A 20,487-nucleotide genomic window follows, 5' to 3' on the forward strand; every position below is an offset into this window, starting at 1 on the left:
AACGATCCTAATAGCCGTCGTTAGTTTTCCCAAACATCTCCCTTTAGCCCGTGATTTTCTTCGAAAATTTCAATTATCGACTGAGCATCTCCGGGTGTCGCGGCGGTCAAATCCTCCAGAGCGACACTGACCCCATCTGGGCTGATGATCCGATTAGTGACTCGCAAAACTCCGGTGAATGGGTGGGTGTCGCAGAAGGCTTCGACCGACCTTGTAATCCGGAATGACAATACATCGCCGACCTGAGGAATCAGGGGTAAGCGCATGCTGCCTGAGATCATGCCAAACGCGGCGTTCGTGGTGAACAGTGATATGTCTAGATGAACGTCAAACACGGTCTGGCTCCGAAGCGGCTCGGTAGGGGCATAGGCAATCAGTCTTAACGTCCCCTTTGCACCGATCTAAGGCCGAAAGCCGCCTTTCTGCTCTCCACCCCAAACCGGCCCTTCGACCCGAAGCCGCTGCCCGCGTCGCGTCAGGCGCGGCCGCTCAGGACGTCAGGGTTTGTCCAGCCGTTGATATAGGCGACATAGAAGAGGCCGAAGGCGATCGTGGCGACGATCGTGATCTGGATCAGAATGCGCAGCGGGTGGAAGCGCGCGGGTGCGCCCGGTTCCTGGCCATCGATCAAGGGCACGGCATCATCTTCGGCACGGCGGCCGTGGAAGGGCAGTACGAAGAAGGTGCTGAACGCCCAGATAAGCAGGTAGATGGCGAGCGCCGAGGTCCATTTCATCGGTCAGATATCCAGAATCAGCACATCGACGATCGGCTTTTTGCCGGTCCAGTCGGTTGCGATGCGCCGGACGCCAAGACGGATCGCTTCCTTGAGGGCGTCGCGGTCGCGCGCCGGGGATTTGGCTGCCTTTTCTGCAGCGGCGTTCATTTCGTCGAGAAAGACCTCGCGCTCGTCCTCGACCGGTACGCCGCGATACTGGATCGCACTGTCCGCGAATTTGCCCTTGGACAGCACGACCGCGACCGAAATCTGGCCGTAGAAGGACAATTTGCGCCGCTCATTGATCGTTTCGCCATCGGCGGGCAGGATCACGTCGCCGTCGAGGATCAGTCGGCCCGAGCGCACGCGCTCGAGGATACGAGCGGAACCGGGGGCCAAGCGCACCAGATCGCCATTTTCCTGCACCAGCGCGTCGGGGACGCGTTGTTCGAGAGCGAAGCGCGCCTGTTCGTGCATATGGCGGATCTCGCCATGCACCGGGACGATCAGCCTGGGGCGCAGCCAGCCATAAAGCGCCGCAAGTTCCGGCTGCCCCGGATGGCCGCTGACGTGAATATGCGCCTGCTTTTCGGTCACGGTCAGAATGTCGCGCGCGGCGAGCTGGTTCATGATCCGTCCGATCGCAATCTCGTTGCCGGGGATCTGCTTCGACGAAAAGACGACCGTATCGCCCGCCTCGAGCTTGATCTGGTGAATCCCTTCGGCGATGCGCGCGAGCGCGGCGCGTGGTTCGCCCTGCCCGCCCGTCGCGACGATCATCACCTTGTCGCGCGGCAGCCGCATCGCTTCGTCGAAGTCGACCGTCGCCGGGAAATCCTTGAGATACCCCGCGGTGCGTGCAACGCCCAAAATGCGATCGAGCGACCGCCCCGCGACGCACAGGGTGCGCCCGGTGGCTTTCGCGACCTGCCCCAGCGTGTCGAGACGCGCCGCGTTGGAGGCGAATGTGGTGACGACCACCCTGCCCTTTGCCGCGCCGACGGCGGCGAGCAGCCCGTCGCGTACACCGCCTTCGGTGCCCGACGCCTGCGCATTGAAGGCATTGGTCGAATCGCAGACGAGCACATCGACGCCTTCATCGCCCACCGCGGTCAGCGCTGCCGCGCTCGACGGGGTGCCGATGACCGGATCGTCGTCGAGCTTCCAGTCGCCGGTGTGGAAGACGCGGCCGTAGGGTGTGTCGATCACCGCCGCGCTCATCTCGAGGATCGAGTGGGCGAGCGGCATCAGGCGGATGCCGAACGGGCCGATGCGGAACTGCGCATCGATATCGACAACCTTCAGCTCGACCTCTTTCTCCAGCCCTTCCTCGGCGAGCTTGTGCGCGATCAGGCCGGCGGTGAAGCGATTGGCATAGAGCGGCACGCCAAGGTCGGCGGCGAGATAGGGAATCGCGCCGATATGATCCTCATGCCCGTGGGTCAGGATGATGCCGAGCAGGTCGGCCTTGCGATCCTCGATAAACTCAAGGTCGGGCATGACGATGTCGATGCCGGGATAATCCTGCGACCCGAAGCTGACGCCGAGATCGAGCATGATCCACTTGCCGTCGCAGCCATAGAGATTGGCGTTCATGCCGATCTCTCCCGAGCCGCCGAGCGCGAGGAAAAGCAGTTCCTTGCCGGGAACGGTCATGCCGAAATGCCTCTCTGATTATAGAGGTGCATCAACCCGTTGAGCGTCAGATCGGGTTCGACCCGGTCGAACAGATGCGCCTGTTCCTGAAACAATATCGCGAGCCCGCCCGTCGCGATGACGGTGACAGGCTTGCCGATTTCCGCCTTCATGCGGTGCATAAGCCCCTCGATCATCCCGACATAGCCCCAATAGACGCCGATCAGCATCTGGCTTTCGGTGGTGCGGCCGATGACGCTGTTCGACGCCGGTGCTTCGATCGCGATGCGTGGCAGCTTGGCGGCGGCATTGACGAGCGCTTCGAGCGACAGATTGACCCCGGGCGCGATGATGCCACCGAGATAGGCACCGTCGGGCCCGATATGATCGAAGGTCGTCGCAGTGCCGAAGCTGATGACCAGCTTGTCCCTGCCCGGCTCGATCGCTTGCGCCGAAATGGCGTTGCAGGCGCGGTCGGCGCCCACCGCCTGCGGCTCGTCGACCTTGAGCGCGATGCCCCAGCTTACCGGTTCGCGCCCGGCGACGAGTGCCTCGACACCGAAATATTTGTCGGCGAGCAGTTGCAGATTGTGGAGCGCACGCGGCACGACGGTCGAGATAATCACGGCGTCGATTTCAGCGCGGTCGAGCCCTTCGAGCCGCAGCAATTGATCGAGCCACACCATATATTCGTCGGCGGTGCGCCGGTCGTCGGTCGCGATGCGCCAGCGCGCGACCGCCATCGAGTCGCGGAAAACAGCGAATTTCGCGTTGGTGTTGCCGACATCGATCGCGAGCAGCACGGTTATGTCCCCTCCTCTACGGGTCGCCGCAATTCGACGTCACCCGCATGCACCAGCATGACCTCCCCGTCGGCGCGGCGCAAGCGCAGCGCTCCGTCGGGCGCGAGGCCGTCGAAATATCCGTCGAGTGCCTGTTCGGACACATGTAGCGGCGTGCCCACGGGATGCCCCAGCGGCAACCAGGCGCGCACGATGCTTTCGACGCCTTCCTGGCGCCAGGTCCAGAGCGCATCGGCCATGGCGACCGCCAGCGCATCGGCAAAGCGGTCACGCTCGATGACCGCGCCCTTTTCGGCGAGCGATGCGGTGGCACGGTCGGGCAGATCGGGCGCGGAAACCAGATTGACGCCAATCCCGGTCACCACGCTGTCGCCGCTGCGTTCGAGCAGGATGCCCGAGCATTTGGCACCGTCGGCCAGGACATCATTCGGCCATTTGAGCTGGAAGTCGATCGCCGGCGCGAGCGCGCGGATCGTCTTCGCCAGCGCGACCCCGGCGACCAGCGCGAGCGTCGCGGCGAGCGGGTCGCCGGCGCGCAGCTGCACCACCGTCGATCCCATGAAATTGCCCAGACCATCGCCCCATGCGCGGCCCAGTCGCCCGCGCCCGGCGGTCTGGCGGTCGGCGACAAGCCAATGCCCTTCGCCGACATGCTCGCCTGCTGCCAGCCGCGCCAGCAGGTCGGCGTTGGTCGAACCTGTCTGCGCGATCCGCTCGATCGGCGGGATCAGAACAGCACCGCAGCCGCGGTGGCGGAGACGACCGCCAGCACCGGAATGAAGAAATAGCCGACGACCGACAGCCACAGGGCGCTGGCGGTAATGACCGCATCCTCGACCACGACGCCGCCGGTGCCGAATTCGACCTCCGACTTGTCGTCGAAGTACATCGTCTTGATCACCGCGATATAATAGAAAGCACCGATCACCGACGCGACGATCCCGGCAATCGCCAGCGGCAGCAGATTGGCGTCGACCGCGGCCTGGAACACCAGATATTTCGGCCAGAAGCCAAAGAGGGGCGGAATGCCGGCGAGGCTGAACAGGAACACCGCCATCGCCGCGGCAAGCCCCGGGCGCCGCTGCGAAAAGCCCGCGAGCGCCGGGATGCTTTCGATCGGATTGCCCTCGGTATCGCGCAGCTGAAGCACGACGAGGAAGCTGCCGATCGTCGTCACGACATAGACGAGCAGATAGGTCAGCACCGACTCGACCCCCTGCTGGGTGCCGGCGGCCAGGCCGACGAGCATGAAGCCGACATTGTTGATCGACGAATAGGCAAGCAGGCGCTTGATATTCTTCTGCCCGATCGCCCCGACAGCGCCGAGGATGATCGACGCGAGCGCGAGGAAGATCATGATCTGCTGCCACGCCGCGGTCGCCGGACCCATGGCTTCGATGACGACGCGCGTCATGAGCGCCATCGCCGCGACCTTGGGAGCGCTGGCGAAAAAGGTCGTCACCGGGGTCGGCGCGCCTTCATAGACGTCGGGCGTCCACATGTGGAAGGGCACCGCGCTGATCTTGAACGCCAGACCGGCGATCACGAAGACGAGGCCGAACAGCAGACCGTTGTTCATGCCGCCGCCCATCGCCTGCGCGATGCCGGCGAACTGCGTCGTTCCCGAAAAGCCGTAGAGCAGCGAAATGCCGTAAAGCAGCATCCCCGAAGCCAGCGCGCCAAGGACGAAATATTTGAGCCCCGCCTCGCTCGACCGGTCGTCCGACCGCATGAAGCTGGCAAGCACATAGGCGGCAAGGCTGTTGAGCTCGAGCCCGACGTAGAGCGTCATCAGGTCGCGCGCCGACGCCATGATACCCATGCCGAGCGCCGCGAACAGGATCAGCACCGGATATTCGGCGCGCATCGCGTCCTTGAAGAAGCGCGGCGCGATCAGGATGCAGATGAAGCTTGCGGCATAGATGAGCAGCTTGGCAAAGCCGCCGAAGGCGTCGACTTCCAGCGTATTCGAAAAGACCGAAGCCTGCGTCCCGAACATCGCGACGACCGCCGCCGCCGCGGCAGCGAGCGTGATGAGCGCCGCGAGCTGATAAAGGCCAACCTGACGGTCACCACCAAAGGTGCCGAGCAGCAGCGTAACGAGCCCGCCGATCGTCAGGATCAGTTCGGGCCAGATGAGGGCGAGATCGGCGGTCATTGGACGCCTCCCGCATGATGCGCTTCGCCGGCGGCGGCGGCCTCTCCATGCGCGTCGTGCGCCGCCTTGGGCTTGCCGGCGGTGACGTGGGCATCGCCGGCGGGCTTGGCGGGCGCAAGGCGCGCGACCACCGTGGTCACGTCGCCGCGGATCGGGGCGAGGAAGCTTTCGGGATAGACGCCCATCCACAGCGCCACCGCGGCCAGCGGCACGAAAATCGCCCATTCGCGGGGATTGATGTCGGGCATGGCCTTCACATCGTCCTTGGTCAGTTCGCCGAACACGATGCGGCGATAGAGGTAAAGCATATAGGCGGCGCCCAGGATGATCCCGGTCGTGCAAACCAGCGCGACCCAGCTCGACGCTTCGTAGATACCGGCGAGGCTCAGGAATTCGCCGACGAAGCCGCTGGTCCCCGGAAGGCCGATCGACGCCATGGTGAAGAGCATGAAGAACAGCGCATAGGCCGGCATGTTCACCGCGAGGCCGCCGTAGCGGTCGATCTCGCGCGTGTGCAGCCGGTCATAGATCACGCCGACGCAGAAGAAGAGCGCGGCCGAAACGATCCCATGGCTGAGCATGATGATCATCGCGCCTTCGATGCCCTGCTGGTTGAAGGCGAAGAGGCCCGCGGTCACGATCGCCATGTGGGCGACCGACGAATAGGCGATCAGCTTCTTCATGTCGCTCTGCACCAGCGCGACGAGGCTGGTGTAGACCACCGCGATCATTGACAGCGCAAAGACGATCCACATCAGCTGCGCCGAGGCATCGGGGAACATCGGCATCATGAACCGGATGAACCCATAGCTGCCCATCTTGAGCAGTACGCCCGCCAGGATCATCGAACCCGCCGTCGGCGCCTGGACGTGCGCGTCGGGAAGCCAGGTATGGACCGGCCACATCGGCATCTTCACCGCGAGGCTGGCGAAAAAGGCGAGCCACAGCCACGTCTGCATTTCCGGCGGGAAATTGTAGACGAGCAGCGTCGGGATGTCGGTGGTCCCCGCTTCACGGATCATCGCGATCATCGCAATCAGCATCAGCACCGAGCCGAGCAGCGTGTAGAGGAAGAATTTGAACGCCGCATAGATGCGGTTCGCGCCGCCCCAGATGCCGATGATGAAATACATCGGGATCAGGCCGGCTTCGAAGAAGATATAGAAGAGCAGCAGATCCTGCGCCGCAAAGACGCCGATCATCACCACTTCCATGACGAGGAACATCGCCATGTAGAGGCCGACGCGCTTCGTCACGGATTGCCAGCTCGCCAGGATGCACAACGGCATCAGGAAGACGCTGAGCATGATCAGCACCAGCGCGATGCCGTCAATGCCGAGCGCATAGTTGAACGGGCCGAAGATGCCGCGATGCATCTCCTGAAACTGCCACTGCGCGCCGCCGATATCGAAATTCGCCCACAGCATGACGCCGAGCGCGAAGTCGATCAGCGTCGCCGCGAGCGCGATCAGGCGCGCGTTGCGATCGCCGGCGAAGACACAGGCGATGGCGGCGACCGCAGGGACCGCCAGCATCAGCGAAAGGATCGGAAGACCGCTCACTGGAACTTCACCATGGCCCAGCTGGCGAGGCCGACAAGACCGAGCAGCATCACGAACGCATATCCATAAACATAACCCGATTGCAGCCGGACCGCGAGCCGGGTGCCCCCCTGGATGAGTGCCGCCACACCATTGGGACCGAAACGGTCGATGGTGCCTTCATCCCCGCGCTTCCAGAAGAAGCGGCCGATCGCGAACGCCGGCTTGACGAAGAGGAAGTTGTAGAGCTCGTCGAAATACCATTTGTGGAACAGGAATTTGTGCAGCAGCGAGAACTGCGCCACGAACCGCGCAGGCAGCGTCGTGTTGCGAATATAGCTGTTCCAGGCAAGGAACAGGCCGATCGCCATCACCGTGAACGGCATCCACTTGACCCACAGCGGCACTTCGTGCGCCGCGTGCATCAAATGTTCGTTGAACGCCAAGCTGCCCTTCCAGAAAGCCGCGCCCTCTTCCGGGTAGATGAACTGGTGGTTGAAGAGCATCCCCGCAAACACCGCGCCGAGCGACAGCACGCCCAGCGGGATCAGCATGTTGATCGGGCTTTCGTGCGGATGATAGCCCGCCGTGCCATCGCCGTGCGCGTCTTGGTGAGGCGCATGGGCGTGATCGTCATGGCCGTGGCCATGATCGTCGTGCACCGCATGCTGGATATGCTCGCTCTGCTCCCACCGCGGCTTGCCATAGAAGGTCAGGAAGACGAGACGCCATGAGTAGAAGCTCGTCAGCAACGCGGCGAAAATACCGACCCAGAAGGCGATCTGGCCGCCACCGCCAGCAGCGAACGCTGCCTCGAGGATCCCGTCCTTCGAATAGAAACCGGCGAAACCCGCCACGCCCGCAATGCCGACGCCGGTGATTGCCAGCGTCCCCATCATCATCGCCCAATAGGTCAGCGGGATATGCTTCCGAAGGCCGCCATAATAGCGCATGTCCTGTTCGTGGTGCATCGCATGGATGACCGACCCCGCGCCCAGGAAAAGCAGCGCCTTGAAGAAGGCGTGCGTGAACAGGTGGAACATCGCCGCGCCATAAGCGCCGACGCCCGCCGCAAAGAACATGTAGCCGAGCTGCGAACAGGTCGAATAGGCGATGACGCGCTTGATGTCCCACTGGGTCGTGCCGACGGTCGCGGCGAAGAAGCAGGTGGCGGCGCCGACGAAGGTGACGACGCCCGCCGCGACCGGCGCGGCTTCGAACATCGGCGACAGGCGGCAGACCATGAACACGCCCGCGGTGACCATCGTTGCGGCGTGGATCAGCGCCGACACGGGGGTCGGACCTTCCATCGCGTCGGGAAGCCAGGTGTGCAAGCCAAGCTGTGCCGACTTGCCCATCGCGCCGATGAACAGCAGCAGGCAGAGCACGGTCATCGTGTCGAAGCGGTGGCCGAGGAAGCCGATCGTCGATCCGGCCATGCCCGGCGCGGCGGACAGAATCTCGGGGATCGAGACGGTGCCGAACACCAGGAAGGTGCCGAAGATGCCGAGCATGAAGCCGAGGTCGCCGACGCGATTGACGACGAACGCCTTGATCGCTGCAGCATTGGCGCTCGGCTTCTTGTACCAGAAACCGATCAGCAGATAGGACGCCAAACCAACGCCTTCCCAGCCGAAGAACATCTGGACGAGATTGTTCGCGGTCACGAGCATCAGCATCGCGAAGGTGAAGAGCGACAGATAGGCGAAGAAACGCGGCTGATCCGGGTCCTCGCTCATATAGCCCCAGCTATAGAGGTGGACGAGCGCCGAAACGGTCGTGATGACGACCAGCATCACCGCGGTCAGCGTGTCGACGCGCAATTCCCAGTTGAACTGGAGCGCGCCCGACGAAACCCAGTGCAGCACCGGCGTGACACCCGCTTCGCCCGTTCCCGCGACGAAGGACAGGAAAATCGACCAGCTCAGCGCGCAGCTTGCGAACAGCGCACCGGTGGTCACGAGCTTTGCTGCGGTGGTGCCGATGGTGCGCTGGCCCAGACCTGCGACAAGCGCCGCGAGCAGCGGCAGGAAAACGATCGCCTGAATCACCGGCTTACCCCTTCATCCGGTTGGCATCGTCGACGGCGATGGTGCCGCGGCCGCGGAAATAAATGACAAGGATCGCGAGACCGATCGCGGCTTCGCCCGCGGCAACGGTCAGCACGAACATCGAAAAGACCTGGCCCACCAGATCACCCAGCGCGGCGCTGAACGCCACGAGGTTGATATTCACGGCAAGCAGAATGAGCTCGATCGCCATCAGGATGACGATGATATTCTTGCGGTTGATAAAGATACCGAGCACGCCGAGCGTGAACAGCACCGCCGAAACGGCGAGATAATGGCCGACCGAAATCACAGTTCCATCCCCTGCCCGACGCCCGGATCGACGAGGCGCGTCGCATCTTCGGGACGGCGGCGCACCTGCTGGCTGATATTCTGTCCACGCACGCCGCCGCGCTGGCGGTGGGTGAGCACGATCGCACCGATCATCGCGACGAGGAGGACGATGCCCGCCGCCTCGAACAGGAAGATGTAGCGCGTGTAGAGCAGTTCGCCGATCTGCTGGATATTGCTCTTGTCGCTGACCACGGGCGCGGCGCGCGCCGCAAGATCGATCCCCCCGGCGCTCCAGGCGCCGACCGCGAACACCAGTTCGGCGGCAAGGATGATCGCGACGAGCGCGCCCAGCGGGAGATAGCGCACGAAACCGGCGCGCAATTCGGCGAAATCGATGTCGAGCATCATCACGACGAACAGGAACAGCACCGCGACCGCGCCGACATAGACGATGACGAGCAGCATCGCGATGAATTCGGCGCCCGCGAGCAGCATCAGCCCCGCCGCGTTGAAGAAGGCGAGGATCAGCCACATCACGCTATGCACGGGATTGCGAGCGAAAATCACCATCGCGGCCGACGCGATCACGATGGTCGCGAACAGGTAAAAGGCGATCAGTTGAATCATGTCCGCGCGCCCTTACCGATAGGGCGCGTCGGCGGCAAGATTGGCCGCAATCGCGCGTTCCCATTTGTCGCCATTGGCGAGCAGCTTGGCCTTGTCATAGAGCAGTTCCTCACGCGTTTCGGTCGCGAATTCGAAGTTCGGCCCCTCGACGATGGCATCAACCGGGCAGGCTTCCTGACAGAAGCCGCAATAGATGCACTTGGTCATGTCGATGTCGTAGCGCGTCGTGCGGCGCGAACCGTCGTCGCGCGGCTCGGCCTCGATCGTGATCGCCTGCGCCGGACAGATCGCCTCGCACAGCTTGCACGCGATGCAGCGTTCCTCGCCGTTCGGATAACGGCGCAGCGCATGCTCGCCGCGGAAACGCGGGCTGAGCGGGTTCTTCTCAAACGGATAGTTGATCGTCGCCTTCGGCTTGAAGAAATATTTCAGCGTGAGGGCGTGCGCCTTCACGAATTCCCACAAGGTGAAGCTTTTGACGAGATGGGCAACGTAACTCATGAATACCTCGTCAGCATCAGATAGCCGGAGATAAGGAACACCCAGATCAGCGAAATCGGCAGGAAGATTTTCCAGCCCAGCCGCATCAGCTGGTCATAGCGGTAGCGCGGGACGGTCGCCTTCACCCAGCTGAAGACGAAGAAGAAGAACAGGATTTTCGCGAACAGCCAGATGATGCCGGGGACGGCATAGAGCGGCGCCCAGTCGACCGGCGGCAGCCAGCCGCCCCAGAAGAGCACCGCGTTGAGCGTGCACATCAGCAGGACGTTCGCATATTCGCCGAGCCAGAAGAGCGCGAAGCTCATCGACGAATATTCGGTCTGATAGCCCGCGACGAGTTCGCTTTCCGCTTCGGTCAGGTCGAACGGCGCGCGCGCGGTTTCGGCGAGCGCGGAGATCAAGAACATCACCGCGAGCGGGAAGAGCAGCAAGTTGAAGCCGAAGGCGTTGACGAAGCCCAGCCCGTGCCCCTGCTGCGCCTTGACGATCTCATTGAGGTTGAAGCTGTCGGCCCACAGGACGACGCCGATCAGGATGAAGCCGATCGACACTTCATAGGAGATCATCTGCGCCGAAGCGCGCAGCGCGGAAAAGAAGGGATATTTCGAGTTCGACGACCAGCCCGACAGGATGACGCCGTAAACGCCGAGCGACGAAATCGCGAGGATGTAGAGCAGCCCGACATTGATGTCGGCGAGCACCGCGCCCGAATTGAACGGGATAACCGCCCACGCCATCAACGCCACGGTGAAGGTGATGATCGGCGCGATCAGGAACAGGCCGCGGTTCGCGCTCGACGGGATGATCGTTTCCTGCAGGAAAACTTTCAAGCCGTCGGCGAAGCTCTGCAACAGTCCGAAGGGACCGACGACGTTGGGACCGCGGCGCAGCGCGATCGCGGCCCAGATCTTGCGGTCGGCATAGATGATCATAGCCACCGCGAGCATCAACGGCAGCGCGATGAGCAGAATACCGCAGATCGTGGCGATGCCCCACGCCCATTCATAGGACATGCCCAGGCTTTGGAAAAACTCGGTCATTCCGCGGCCTCCGCATAATCCGCGCCATGCAGCAGTTCGGCCGAGCAGCGCTCCATCGTCGGCGAGGCGCGGCAGATGGCGTTGGTGAGGTAGAAATCCTTGATCGGCGACGGGATCGCGCGCGCCTCGGGCTTCGCGTCGAGCTTGGGCACGGACCAGCCGTAATCGGCCAGCCCCTCGACGCCGAGCGCCGGCACCGCCGCGACCATCGCCGCGCGACATTCGTCGAAGCTGTCGAAGCCGACGCTGACGCCGAGCGCATCGGCCAGCGCGCGGAAGATGCTCCAGTCTTCGCGCGCGTCACCCGGCGCGAACACCGCCTTTTCGCTGCGCTGGACGCGGCCTTCGGTGTTGACCGTCGTGAAGTCCTTTTCGGTCCACGCCGCGGCCGGCAGGATGACGTCGGCCGCATGCGCGCCCTTGTCGCCATGATGGCCGACATAGACTTTGAAGCTCTTGTCGAAGGCCGCGAAATCGACCTCGTCGGCGCCCAGGAAGAAGGTCAGCTTGGGCTTGGCGGCGATGATGTCCTTGATCCCGCCCGGCTGTGCGTAGCCTAGCATCAAGGCCCCCATGCGCGCGGCCGAGAAATGGACGACGTTGAAGCCGTTCCAGCCGTCCTTCACCGCGTCGACGCTCTTGGCGAGCGCCAGCGCGGCGCCATGGACGCCCGGCACCGACAGCGCGCCGCCGCCGAATACCAGCATCGGCCTCTCGGCGCCCTTCAGCGCATCCATCGCTGCCTTGGGCAGTTTCGCGACCAGCGAGGCATCGTCGCCGAGCCATTCGGTCTTGTAGGTGAGATCGACTTCGGGCCCGATACCGAACACTTTCGCGCCCTTCTTCCACACCGCCTTGCGGACGCGCGTGTTGATGAGCGGCGCTTCCCAGCGCAGATTGGTGCCGACGAGCAGGATCACGTCGGCATTTTCGGCCTGCGCAATCGTGGTATTGAAATTGACCGCCGACAGGCTGGTGACGTCATAGGCAAGGCCCGTCTGGCGTCCTTCGAGCAGGTCGGAACCGAGCGCATTCACCAGCGCCTTCGCCGCGAACATCGTCTCGCAATCGACCATGTCGCCCGCAATCGCCGCGACCGACTTGCCGGCGTTCGCCGCCTTGATCGCGGCAAAAGCTTCGGCCCAGCTCGCCTCGACGAGCCTGCCGTCCTTGCGCACATAGGGGCGGTCGAGGCGGCGGCGCATCAGGCCGTCGACATGGTGGCGCGTCTTGTCGCTCGCCCATTCCTCGTTCACATCGTCGTTGACGCGCGGCAGCACGCGCAGCACCTGGCGGCCGCGGCTGTCGATACGGACATTGGTGCCGACCGCGTCCATCATGTCGATGCCCAGCGTCTTGGTCAGCTCCCACGGCCGCGCCTCGAACGCGTAGGGCTTGCTGGTCAGCGCGCCGACCGGGCAAAGATCGACGACATTGCCCGACAGCTCGCTCGCGACCGCGCGCTCGAGATAGCTGGTGATCTGCATATTCTCGCCGCGATAGATCGCGCCGATATCCTCGACCCCGGCGACTTCCTCGGCAAAGCGGACGCAGCGCGTGCACTGGATGCAGCGCGTCATCACCGTCTTGACGATCGGCCCCATATATTTCTCGGTCACCGCACGCTTGTTCTCGTCATAGCGCGAGGCACCGCGGCCATAGGCGACCGACTGGTCCTGCAGGTCGCATTCGCCGCCCTGATCGCAGATCGGGCAGTCGAGCGGGTGGTTGATGAGCAGAAACTCCATCACCCCTTCGCGCGCCTTTTTCACCATCGGGCTATCGGTCTTGATCACCTGCCCTTCGGCGGTCGGCAGCGCGCACGACGCCTGCGGCTTCGGCGGGCCGGGCGACACTTCGACGAGGCACATGCGGCAATTGCCGGCGATCGACAGGCGTTCATGGTAGCAGAAGCGCGGGATTTCCTTCCCCGCCATCTCGCACGCCTGCAGAACGGTGGCGCCCTGCGGCACGTCGATTTCTACGCCATCTACGGTAACTTTAGGCATTATTCGGCTGCCTCCAGCGCGCCGCCATTTTCGCGAATGCGGCGTTCGAGTTCGGGGCGGAAGTGGCGGATCAGGCCCTGGATCGGCCACGCCGCCGCATCGCCGAGCGCGCAGATGGTGTGGCCTTCGACCTGCTTGGTCACGTCGAATAACGTATCGATCTCGCTAATGTCGGCGTCGCCGGTGCGCAGCCGCTCCATCACGCGCCACATCCAGCCGGTGCCTTCGCGGCACGGCGTGCACTGGCCGCAGCTTTCATGCTTGTAGAAATAGCTGATACGGCTGATCGCCTGAACAACGTCGGTCGACTTGTCCATCACGATCGCGGCGGCGGTGCCAAGGCCCGAGCCGAGTTCCTTGAGGCCGTCGAAATCCATCGGCGCGTCCATGATCTGCGCCGCCGGGACGAGCGGCACCGACGAACCGCCGGGGATCACCGCGAGCAGATTGTCCCAGCCGCCTCTTATGCCGCCGCAATGCTTTTCGATGAGGTCGCGGAACGGGATGCCCATCTCTTCCTCGACGACGCACGGGCGTTCGACATGGCCCGAGATCTGGAAGAGCTTGGTGCCCTTGTTATTCTCGCGCCCGAAACTGGAGAACCACGCCGCGCCGCGGCGAAGGATCGTCGGGACGACCGCGATGCTTTCGACATTGTTGACCGTCGTCGGGCAGCCGTAGAGGCCCGCCCCCGCCGGAAACGGAGGCTTCAGGCGCGGCTGGCCCTTCTTGCCTTCCAGGCTTTCGATCATCGCGGTTTCTTCGCCGCAGATGTACGCGCCGGCGCCGCGATGGACGAAGACGTCGAAATCATAGCCCGACTTCGCCGCATTCTTGCCGAGCAGGCCGGCGTCATAGGCCTCCTGCACCGCCGCGAAGAGTGTCTCGGCCTCACGGATGAACTCGCCGCGAATGTAGATGTACGCAGCGCGCGCACGCATCGCATAGCCCGCGATCAGCGCGCCCTCGATCAGCTTGTGCGGATCGTGGCGGATGATCTCACGGTCCTTGCACGAGCCGGGTTCGGATTCGTCGGCGTTGATGACGAGGAAGCTCGGGCGGTCGGCGCGCGGTTCCTTCGGCATGAACGACCATTTCAGGCCGGTCGGGAAGCCCGCGCCGCCACGGCCGCGCAGGCCAGACGCCTTGATCTCCTCGATGATCGCGTCCTGGCCGCGAGTCATCAGATCCTTGGTCTTGTCCCAATCGCCGCGCGCCTGCGCGGCTTTCAGGTTCCACGGCTGATAGCCATAGAGATTGGTAAAGATGCGGTCCTTGTCGGCGAGCATCAGTTGGTCCCACCCTTGTTTTTCATCATCGTGTAAATGACGTAACCGAGCGCGAGGATCAGCAGCGGACCGATCAGCACAAAGGTCACGCGCAGCACGAAACCGAGTACGACAAGCGCGCCGATGATCGCGAGGATCGTGATGATGTCCTTCTGGGTCATCACCATTCCTTCCGATAGTCGTGATTGGCCTTGACCATGTCCTTCAGGGTCGTCGGGCCGCCTTCGGGGTCGCTCGTATGACGCTGCGCATTCTGGGTGCCGGTCTTGGGCTGTTTGCCCGCCGCCAGATCCTCGAGGATGCGGGTCATGCTGTCATAGTCGAGATCTTCGTAATTATCGTCGTTGATCTGGACCATCGGCGCGTTGGTGCAGGTGCCCATGCACTCGACCTCGGTCAGCGTGAACAGCCCGTCGGGCGTGGTCTTGCCTTTGGTCATCCCGCGGTTCTTGCACGCCGCCATGACATCGTCCGACCCGCGCAGCAGGCACGGCGTCGTGCCGCAAACCTGCACATGATAGCGGCCGACCGGCGCGAGATTGTACATGGTGTAGAAGGTCGCGACTTCGTAGGCGCGCATGAACGGCATATCGAGCTCAGCCGCGACATATTCGATCACCGGCACGGGCAGCCAGCCCTGCGTCTGCGTCTCGGCACCGACCTGGCGCTGCGCGAGATCAAGCAGCGGCATCACCGCCGAGCGCTGACGCCCCGCGGGATAGCGCGCGATAACGGCCTTGGCCTTCTCGGCATTTTCCTTCGTCCACGCAAAAGCGCCCCAGCGCGCGCGGACTTCGGTTTCGTCGGGGATTTGAGGTGCGTCAGCCATTTTTCCCTCCGGTAGCCGGCGCAACAAACAGGCGCACCACAGCGAAGGCGCCAGTCAGATATAAAGAGCCCAAAAACCCCATTGCCAGCAAACTGAAGCCCGTTCCTCGTTCAGCGGGGTCAGGAAAGGCTATTTCCAGCCCTATCCATGCCCAAAGAACGAGCATGACCAGACCCCATGTCCCTTTCACATATCGATAAAATCGTCCCGCTTGGTCACTGGCCAGCCAGACGCGATAGGAATGCAGTAGACTCACCGGTCGCACTCCCCGAACACGACGTCGATCGCGCCGATGATCGCGGTGGTGTCGGCGAGCATGTGGCCCTTGCACATGAAGTCCATCGCCTGAAGGTGCGAAAACGCCGTGGGGCGGATTTTGCAGCGGTACGGCTTGTTGGTGCCGTCGCTGACCAGATAGACGCCGAATTCGCCCTTGGGGCTTTCGGTCGCCACGTAAACCTCGCCCGCGGGGACGTGGAAGCCCTCGGTATAGAGTTTGAAGTGATGGATCAGCGATTCCATCGTCTGCTTCATCTCGCCGCGTTTCGGCGGCACGACTTTGCGGTCGAGGCTCGCGACTGGGCCCGAGGGCATATCGCGCAGGCACTGCTTGATAATGCGCGCCGACTGATAGACTTCCTGCACGCGGACCATGAAGCGATCGTAGCAGTCGCCGCGCGTGCCGACGGGAATGTCGAATTCCATCTTGGCATAGGCGTCATAGGGCTGTGACTTGCGCAAATCCCACGCGATGCCGCTGCCGCGGATCATCGGGCCCGAGAAGCCCCAGGCCAGCGCGTCTTCCTTGCTGACCACGGCGATATCGACGTTGCGCTGTTTGAAGATGCGGTTGTCGATGACGAGGCTCATCGCGTCGCCGAACAGTTCGGGCAGGCGCTTGTCGACCCATTCGCCGATGTCGACGAGCAGCTTTTCGGGAACGTCCTGATGGACGCCGCCGGGGCGGAACCAGGCCGAGTGCATCCGCGCGCCCGAAGCACGTTCGAAGAAGTTGAGGCAATCCTCGCGCAGTTCGAACACCCACAGGTTCGGCGTCATCGCGCCGACGTCCATGACGTGCGACCCGATGTTGAGCATATGGTTGCAGATGCGCGTCAGCTCGGCGAACAGCACGCGCAGATATTGCGCGCGTTCGGGCACTTCGAGATCGAGCAATTTCTCGATCGCCAGCACATAGCTATGCTCCATGCCGAGCGGCGAGCAATAGTCGAGCCGGTCGAAATAGGGCAAAGCCTGCAGATAGGTCTTATATTCGATCAGCTTTTCCGTGCCGCGGTGGAGCAGCCCGACGTGCGGGTCGACGCGCTCGATGATCTCGCCGTCGAGTTCCATCACCATGCGCAGCACGCCGTGTGCCGCGGGGTGCTGCGGACCGAAGTTGATGGTGTAATTGGTGACGACCTGATCGCCCGCCGTATCGGCGGTATCGACCGGATAGCCTTCGAACATGTCGCTTCCGTGGTGCCGGACCGTCGCATTATCGGTCATGCGTCACCTCCTGCTTTGGGCTTGCGCGGCTTGGCCGGAGCCTTGGCAGCCGCCTTGGGCTTTGCCGGAGCCTTTTCGGCCTTCTTGGTCGCGGGCGTCTTCGCCTTTGCCGCAGGCTTGGCCTTGGCACTGTCCTTGCTCGGCTTCGCGGCTTCCTTATTCGCCTTGTCGCCCGCACCGGTCTGTTTGGCATTGTCGGTCGTCTTGGGCGTCGGCGGCGGCGCCTTCTTGGCCTCGTCGGCCTTCTTGACGGCCTCTGCGGTCATCGGCGTCGGCGCGCCCTTGCCCGGCGCCTCACCGGTGCCGCCCGCCTTTTCGTCGCCGGGAAGGATATAGTCGGCGCCTTCCCACGGGCTGAGGAAGTCGAAGCTGCGGAAATCCTGCGCCAGCTTGACGGGTTCATAGACGACGCGCTTGTCCTCTTCGGAATAGCGCAGTTCGGTATAGCCGGTCAGCGGGAAGTCCTTGCGCTGCGGATGCCCCTGGAAACCATAGTCGGTCAGGATGCGGCGCAGGTCGGGATTGCCGCTGAACAGCACCCCGTACATGTCGAACACTTCGCGTTCGAGCCAGCCAGCGTTGGGCCACACGGCAACGATGCTCGGCACCGGCGTTGCTTCGTCGGTCAGCACCCGGACGCGCAGACGATGGTTCTGGGTCACGCTGAGCAGATGATAGACGACTTCGAACCGCTCTGGCCGGTCGGGATAATCGACCCCGGCGATCTCCATGAGCTGCTGATAGGCAAGTTCGTCGCGCAGGCCGACCATCACCCCGGCAACCGCTTCGCGGCGCACGGTGATGCTGTCCTCGCCCACGGCGAAGACATGCGCGATCAGATCGCCGCCGACGACTTTCTTCAGCGCCTCGACAATGCCGTCGCGCGGCGCGATCAGGGGAGCGGGACTGGCCATCAGCGTTCGATCGTTCCGGTGCGGCGGATTTTCCGCTGCAACTGCATGACGCCGTAGAGCAGCGCTTCGGCGGTCGGGGGGCAGCCGGGGACATAGATGTCCACGGGCACGATACGATCGCAGCCGCGCACCACCGAATAGCTATAGTGGTAATAGCCGCCGCCATTGGCGCAGCTACCCATCGAAATCACATATTTGGGGTTCGACATCTGGTCGTAGACGCGGCGCAGCGCCGGGGCCATCTTGTTGCACAGCGTGCCCGCGACGATCATCACGTCGGACTGGCGCGGGCTGGCGCGCGGCGCAACGCCGAAGCGTTCCATGTCATACCGCGGCATGTTGACGTGGATCATCTCGACCGCGCAGCAAGCGAGGCCGAAGGTCATCCACCACAGCGAGCCGGTGCGCGCCCAGTTGAACAGATCCTCGGTCGAGGTGACGAGAAACCCCTTGTCGCCGACCTCTGCATTAAGATCGTCGAAAAAGCTCTGGTCCGGGGCGGTCCCCGGAGCGACCGGCATCGTGCCGGGGGTCAGGATGGTCGAATTGCTCATTCCCAATCCAACGCCCCTTTCTTCCACGCATAGACAAGACCGATCGCGAGCTCGGCCAGGAAAACCATCATCGTCGCCCAGCCGGCCCAGCCGATTTCCTTCAGGCTGACCGCCCAGGGAAAGAGGAAGGCCGCTTCAAGATCGAAGATGATGAACAGAATCGCGACGAGATAGAAGCGCACGTCGAACTGGCTGCGCGCATCCTCGAAAGCGGGAAAGCCGCACTCATATTCGGTCAGCTTCGCCGGATCGGGCTGATGCGCCCCGGTCAACCGCGCCACGCCCATCGGCAGGAACACGAAAGCCGCCGACAGCGCAACGGCGATGCCCAGGAATATCAGGATCGGCAAATATTGAGTCAGATCGACCATGGGAGCTCGCAGTCATGATTTCGGGCGTTTGCCACCCCGTTTCTGCGGGCGCTTTAGGCCAGCATGGCGCTGCCCGCAAGCGCTGCGGACAGGAAAATCGCCTTGCGAACGCCAAAAGCGCGGGGAACGCTGGCAAGGACGGGCGAAGCTATGTTAGGCGGCTGAACGGGACGCGTGTTGCGGCACGATTTGCCGCCATCCAACTGGGGGACTTTATGCGCCAACTGCCATTTGCCACTGCTCTTGCCACACTTGCCGCCACCGCGCTCGGCGCGACGCCGGCCCATGCCGAACTGGTTACGCCCAAGAATCCCGCAGCAATCGTCGCGATCGTCGAATCGCAGGGCTGGCCCGCCAAGCTGGTGACCGCCAGCGATGCCGATCCCTATATCGAGAGCAGCCGCAACGGTCTGAAATTCCTCGTTCTGTTCATGAACTGCAACGACGCGCACAAGGAGTGCAAGACGCTGCAATATTATATGGGCTTCAACGACGCGAAGAATCTGTCGTTCGAAAAATTCAACAGCTGGAACAAGGAAAAACGCTTTGCGCGCGCCTATCGCGACAATGAAGGCGATCCGGTGCTGGAAATGGACGTCGATGTCGATTTTGCCGGATTGCCGCGCGAAAATCTGGGCGAGAGCTTCAACACCTGGGCGTCGCTGATGGATGCCTATCGCGAGTTCATCTACGACGATTGATAGGGCGAAACGCGGACAGCAAAAAGGCCATCCCGGTTATCCCGCGGATGGCCTTTTTTGCGCTTGCATAACGGGTCAGGCGTTGCGCAGCGCGCCCGCGACCAGTTTTTGCAGCTTGGAATGCACCGCGCCGCTGCCCGCGATGAACTCGCTGCGCTCGATCGCCCGATCGCCGCCGCGGAAATCGCTGACGAAGCCGCCGGCTTCGCGCACGAGCAACATGCCCGCCGCAACGTCCCAAATCGACAGATCGGCTTCCCAGAATCCGTCGAACCGCCCCGCGGCGACCCATGCGAGGTCGAGGCTGGCGGCGCCGAAGCGGCGGATGCCGGCAACTTCGGGCGCAACCGCACCGAAAATGCGGCTCCACTGGCCGAAGTCGCCATGGCCCATATAGGGGATGCCGGTCGCGATCAGGCATTCATTGAGATTGCGGCGCGACGAGACGCGCAGGCGCCGGTCATGCAACCATGCGCCGCGACCGCGTTCCGCCCAATAGCTTTCGTCGGTAACCGGCTGATAGATCAGCCCCGCGGTCACATCGCCCCAGCCGCCGCCGAGCTTCGGTTCCTGCACCGCGACCGAAATCGCGAATTGCGGGATCGCGTGCAGAAAGTTCGAGGTGCCGTCGAGCGGGTCGATGATGAAGCGGGGCTTGCCGGGCTCGCCTTCGATCTCGCCAGCTTCCTCCATCAGGAAACCCCAACCCGGACGGGCATGGGTGAGTTCGTCATACAGCGTGCGCTCGGCGGCCTGGTCGGCCTTGGACACGAAATCCGCTGGTCCTTTTTGCGAAACCTGCAGATGCTCGATCTCGCCAAAGTCGCGGCGCAGCTTCGTGCCCGCCTTGCGCGCGGCACGTTCCATGACGGTGATGATGCCGGATACGGCCATTTTTGTTTCCTTCAACGCGTCGGCCCCGCGGAGGTGGGGGCCGCTGGCTGCG

At 63.2% G+C, this 20,487-nt stretch carries 23 protein-coding genes; 1 reads left to right on the forward strand and 22 read right to left on the reverse strand.

The window, feature by feature from the left end; genetic code table 11:
- Nucleotides 1-20: 20 nt before the first annotated feature.
- From L0963_RS07375 to L0963_RS07475, 21 genes are all read right to left on the reverse strand, one after another.
- Complete coding sequence (locus tag L0963_RS07375; protein ID WP_062902423.1) at nt 21-335, reverse strand: hypothetical protein; 315 nt, start codon at nt 333-335, stop codon at nt 21-23.
- 140 nt (nt 336-475) lie between these two features.
- Nucleotides 476-736 (reverse strand): DUF1467 family protein, encoded by a 261-nt coding sequence (locus tag L0963_RS07380; protein ID WP_003051636.1) that lies wholly within the window; start codon nt 734-736, stop codon nt 476-478.
- Nucleotides 737-739: 3 nt separating this feature from the next.
- Nucleotides 740-2,374, reverse strand: a complete 1,635-nt coding sequence (locus L0963_RS07385; protein ID WP_234178985.1) for a ribonuclease J — start codon at nt 2,372-2,374, stop codon at nt 740-742.
- A complete protein-coding gene (locus L0963_RS07390) occupies nt 2,371-3,156 on the reverse strand; it encodes a type III pantothenate kinase (RefSeq protein ID WP_003051630.1) in 786 nt (261 codons plus the stop codon). Before L0963_RS07390 ends, L0963_RS07385 begins: the two co-directional genes overlap by 4 nt.
- 2 nt (nt 3,157-3,158) lie before the next feature.
- Nucleotides 3,159-3,962: a biotin--[acetyl-CoA-carboxylase] ligase gene (locus L0963_RS07395; RefSeq protein WP_234178986.1), complete on the reverse strand. Its 804-nt coding sequence runs from the start codon at nt 3,960-3,962 to the stop codon at nt 3,159-3,161.
- Entirely contained in the window at nt 3,884-5,314 is a 1,431-nt protein-coding gene (nuoN, locus tag L0963_RS07400; RefSeq protein ID WP_234178987.1) for an NADH-quinone oxidoreductase subunit NuoN, read from the reverse strand. The genes L0963_RS07395 and nuoN overlap by 79 nt, the downstream gene beginning before the upstream one ends.
- Nucleotides 5,311-6,876 carry an NADH-quinone oxidoreductase subunit M gene (locus L0963_RS07405; RefSeq protein ID WP_234178988.1) on the reverse strand — a complete coding sequence of 522 codons (1,566 nt, stop codon included), beginning with the start codon at nt 6,874-6,876 and terminating at the stop codon, nt 5,311-5,313. The genes nuoN and L0963_RS07405 overlap by 4 nt, the downstream gene beginning before the upstream one ends.
- Nucleotides 6,873-8,906 carry an NADH-quinone oxidoreductase subunit L gene (gene nuoL / locus L0963_RS07410; protein ID WP_234178989.1) on the reverse strand — a complete coding sequence of 678 codons (2,034 nt, stop codon included), beginning with the start codon at nt 8,904-8,906 and terminating at the stop codon, nt 6,873-6,875. Before nuoL ends, L0963_RS07405 begins: the two co-directional genes overlap by 4 nt.
- Nucleotides 8,907-8,910: 4 nt before the next feature.
- Nucleotides 8,911-9,216, reverse strand: a complete 306-nt coding sequence (gene nuoK, locus L0963_RS07415) for an NADH-quinone oxidoreductase subunit NuoK (protein WP_003051614.1) — start codon at nt 9,214-9,216, stop codon at nt 8,911-8,913.
- Complete coding sequence (locus tag L0963_RS07420; RefSeq protein ID WP_003051606.1) at nt 9,213-9,824, reverse strand: NADH-quinone oxidoreductase subunit J; 612 nt, start codon at nt 9,822-9,824, stop codon at nt 9,213-9,215. Before L0963_RS07420 ends, nuoK begins: the two co-directional genes overlap by 4 nt.
- Nucleotides 9,825-9,836: 12 nt before the next feature.
- Nucleotides 9,837-10,325 carry an NADH-quinone oxidoreductase subunit NuoI gene (gene nuoI, locus L0963_RS07425; RefSeq protein WP_058811641.1) on the reverse strand — a complete coding sequence of 163 codons (489 nt, stop codon included), beginning with the start codon at nt 10,323-10,325 and terminating at the stop codon, nt 9,837-9,839.
- Nucleotides 10,322-11,365 carry an NADH-quinone oxidoreductase subunit NuoH gene (gene nuoH, locus L0963_RS07430; protein ID WP_062902417.1) on the reverse strand — a complete coding sequence of 348 codons (1,044 nt, stop codon included), beginning with the start codon at nt 11,363-11,365 and terminating at the stop codon, nt 10,322-10,324. The genes nuoI and nuoH overlap by 4 nt, the downstream gene beginning before the upstream one ends.
- Entirely contained in the window at nt 11,362-13,374 is a 2,013-nt protein-coding gene (gene nuoG / locus L0963_RS07435) for an NADH-quinone oxidoreductase subunit NuoG (RefSeq protein ID WP_234178990.1), read from the reverse strand. Before nuoG ends, nuoH begins: the two co-directional genes overlap by 4 nt.
- On the reverse strand, nt 13,374-14,663 hold the full coding sequence (gene nuoF, locus L0963_RS07440) for an NADH-quinone oxidoreductase subunit NuoF (RefSeq protein ID WP_234178991.1): 1,290 nt from the start codon (nt 14,661-14,663) through the stop codon (nt 13,374-13,376). Before nuoF ends, nuoG begins: the two co-directional genes overlap by 1 nt.
- On the reverse strand, nt 14,663-14,824 hold the full coding sequence (locus L0963_RS07445; protein WP_202988282.1) for a hypothetical protein: 162 nt from the start codon (nt 14,822-14,824) through the stop codon (nt 14,663-14,665). The genes nuoF and L0963_RS07445 overlap by 1 nt, the downstream gene beginning before the upstream one ends.
- Nucleotides 14,824-15,492: a complex I 24 kDa subunit family protein gene (locus L0963_RS07450; RefSeq protein WP_234178992.1), complete on the reverse strand. Its 669-nt coding sequence runs from the start codon at nt 15,490-15,492 to the stop codon at nt 14,824-14,826. Before L0963_RS07450 ends, L0963_RS07445 begins: the two co-directional genes overlap by 1 nt.
- The gene (locus L0963_RS07455) at nt 15,485-15,748 is read right to left on the reverse strand and encodes a hypothetical protein (RefSeq protein WP_234178994.1); all 264 of its coding nucleotides are present in this window, start codon (nt 15,746-15,748) and stop codon (nt 15,485-15,487) included. Before L0963_RS07455 ends, L0963_RS07450 begins: the two co-directional genes overlap by 8 nt.
- A complete protein-coding gene (locus L0963_RS07460) occupies nt 15,745-16,962 on the reverse strand; it encodes an NADH-quinone oxidoreductase subunit D (RefSeq protein WP_234179118.1) in 1,218 nt (405 codons plus the stop codon). Before L0963_RS07460 ends, L0963_RS07455 begins: the two co-directional genes overlap by 4 nt.
- Before the next feature lie 35 nt (nt 16,963-16,997).
- Complete coding sequence (locus L0963_RS07465) at nt 16,998-17,915, reverse strand: NADH-quinone oxidoreductase subunit C (protein WP_234178996.1); 918 nt, start codon at nt 17,913-17,915, stop codon at nt 16,998-17,000.
- The gene (locus L0963_RS07470; RefSeq protein WP_086455609.1) at nt 17,915-18,469 is read right to left on the reverse strand and encodes a NuoB/complex I 20 kDa subunit family protein; all 555 of its coding nucleotides are present in this window, start codon (nt 18,467-18,469) and stop codon (nt 17,915-17,917) included. Before L0963_RS07470 ends, L0963_RS07465 begins: the two co-directional genes overlap by 1 nt.
- Nucleotides 18,466-18,840 carry an NADH-quinone oxidoreductase subunit A gene (locus L0963_RS07475; RefSeq protein WP_003051572.1) on the reverse strand — a complete coding sequence of 125 codons (375 nt, stop codon included), beginning with the start codon at nt 18,838-18,840 and terminating at the stop codon, nt 18,466-18,468. The genes L0963_RS07470 and L0963_RS07475 overlap by 4 nt, the downstream gene beginning before the upstream one ends.
- Nucleotides 18,841-19,055: 215 nt before the next feature.
- Here L0963_RS07475 and L0963_RS07480 point away from each other — a divergent pair, with 215 nt between their 5' ends.
- Entirely contained in the window at nt 19,056-19,541 is a 486-nt protein-coding gene (locus tag L0963_RS07480; RefSeq protein ID WP_062902412.1) for a YbjN domain-containing protein, read from the forward strand.
- A gap of 75 nt (nt 19,542-19,616) precedes the next feature.
- On the opposite strand, the gene L0963_RS07485 is transcribed toward L0963_RS07480, so the two are convergent.
- Entirely contained in the window at nt 19,617-20,435 is an 819-nt protein-coding gene (locus tag L0963_RS07485) for an inositol monophosphatase family protein (RefSeq protein WP_062902411.1), read from the reverse strand.
- Between the last annotated feature and the right edge of the window lie 52 nt (nt 20,436-20,487).

Origin of the sequence: Sphingopyxis sp. NFH-91, assembly GCF_021401285.1 — a bacterium.
GTDB lineage: Bacteria > Pseudomonadota > Alphaproteobacteria > Sphingomonadales > Sphingomonadaceae > Sphingopyxis > Sphingopyxis terrae_A.

Bases quoted from the DNA above. Each gene is read 5' to 3' on its own strand.
- L0963_RS07470 (WP_086455609.1), bottom strand. From the start codon at position 18,469: ATGAGCAATTCGACCATCCTGACCCCCGGCACGATGCCGGTCGCTCCG.
- L0963_RS07485 (WP_062902411.1), bottom strand. From the start codon at position 20,435: ATGGCCGTATCCGGCATCATCACCGTCATGGAACGTGCCGCGCGCAAG.
- L0963_RS07420 (WP_003051606.1), bottom strand. From the start codon at position 9,824: ATGATTCAACTGATCGCCTTTTACCTGTTCGCGACCATCGTGATCGCG.
- nuoG (WP_234178990.1), bottom strand. From the start codon at position 13,374: ATGCCTAAAGTTACCGTAGATGGCGTAGAAATCGACGTGCCGCAGGGC.
- L0963_RS07445 (WP_202988282.1), bottom strand. From the start codon at position 14,824: ATGACCCAGAAGGACATCATCACGATCCTCGCGATCATCGGCGCGCTT.
- L0963_RS07480 (WP_062902412.1), top strand. From the start codon at position 19,056: ATGCGCCAACTGCCATTTGCCACTGCTCTTGCCACACTTGCCGCCACC.
- L0963_RS07475 (WP_003051572.1), bottom strand. From the start codon at position 18,840: ATGGTCGATCTGACTCAATATTTGCCGATCCTGATATTCCTGGGCATC.
- nuoN (WP_234178987.1), bottom strand. From the start codon at position 5,314: ATGACCGCCGATCTCGCCCTCATCTGGCCCGAACTGATCCTGACGATC.
- L0963_RS07450 (WP_234178992.1), bottom strand. From the start codon at position 15,492: ATGGCTGACGCACCTCAAATCCCCGACGAAACCGAAGTCCGCGCGCGC.
- L0963_RS07380 (WP_003051636.1), bottom strand. From the start codon at position 736: ATGAAATGGACCTCGGCGCTCGCCATCTACCTGCTTATCTGGGCGTTC.
- nuoI (WP_058811641.1), bottom strand. From the start codon at position 10,325: ATGAGTTACGTTGCCCATCTCGTCAAAAGCTTCACCTTGTGGGAATTC.
- L0963_RS07385 (WP_234178985.1), bottom strand. From the start codon at position 2,374: ATGACCGTTCCCGGCAAGGAACTGCTTTTCCTCGCGCTCGGCGGCTCG.
- L0963_RS07460 (WP_234179118.1), bottom strand. From the start codon at position 16,962: ATGTTCGAAGGCTATCCGGTCGATACCGCCGATACGGCGGGCGATCAG.
- L0963_RS07465 (WP_234178996.1), bottom strand. From the start codon at position 17,915: ATGGCCAGTCCCGCTCCCCTGATCGCGCCGCGCGACGGCATTGTCGAG.
- nuoH (WP_062902417.1), bottom strand. From the start codon at position 11,365: ATGACCGAGTTTTTCCAAAGCCTGGGCATGTCCTATGAATGGGCGTGG.
- nuoF (WP_234178991.1), bottom strand. From the start codon at position 14,663: ATGCTCGCCGACAAGGACCGCATCTTTACCAATCTCTATGGCTATCAG.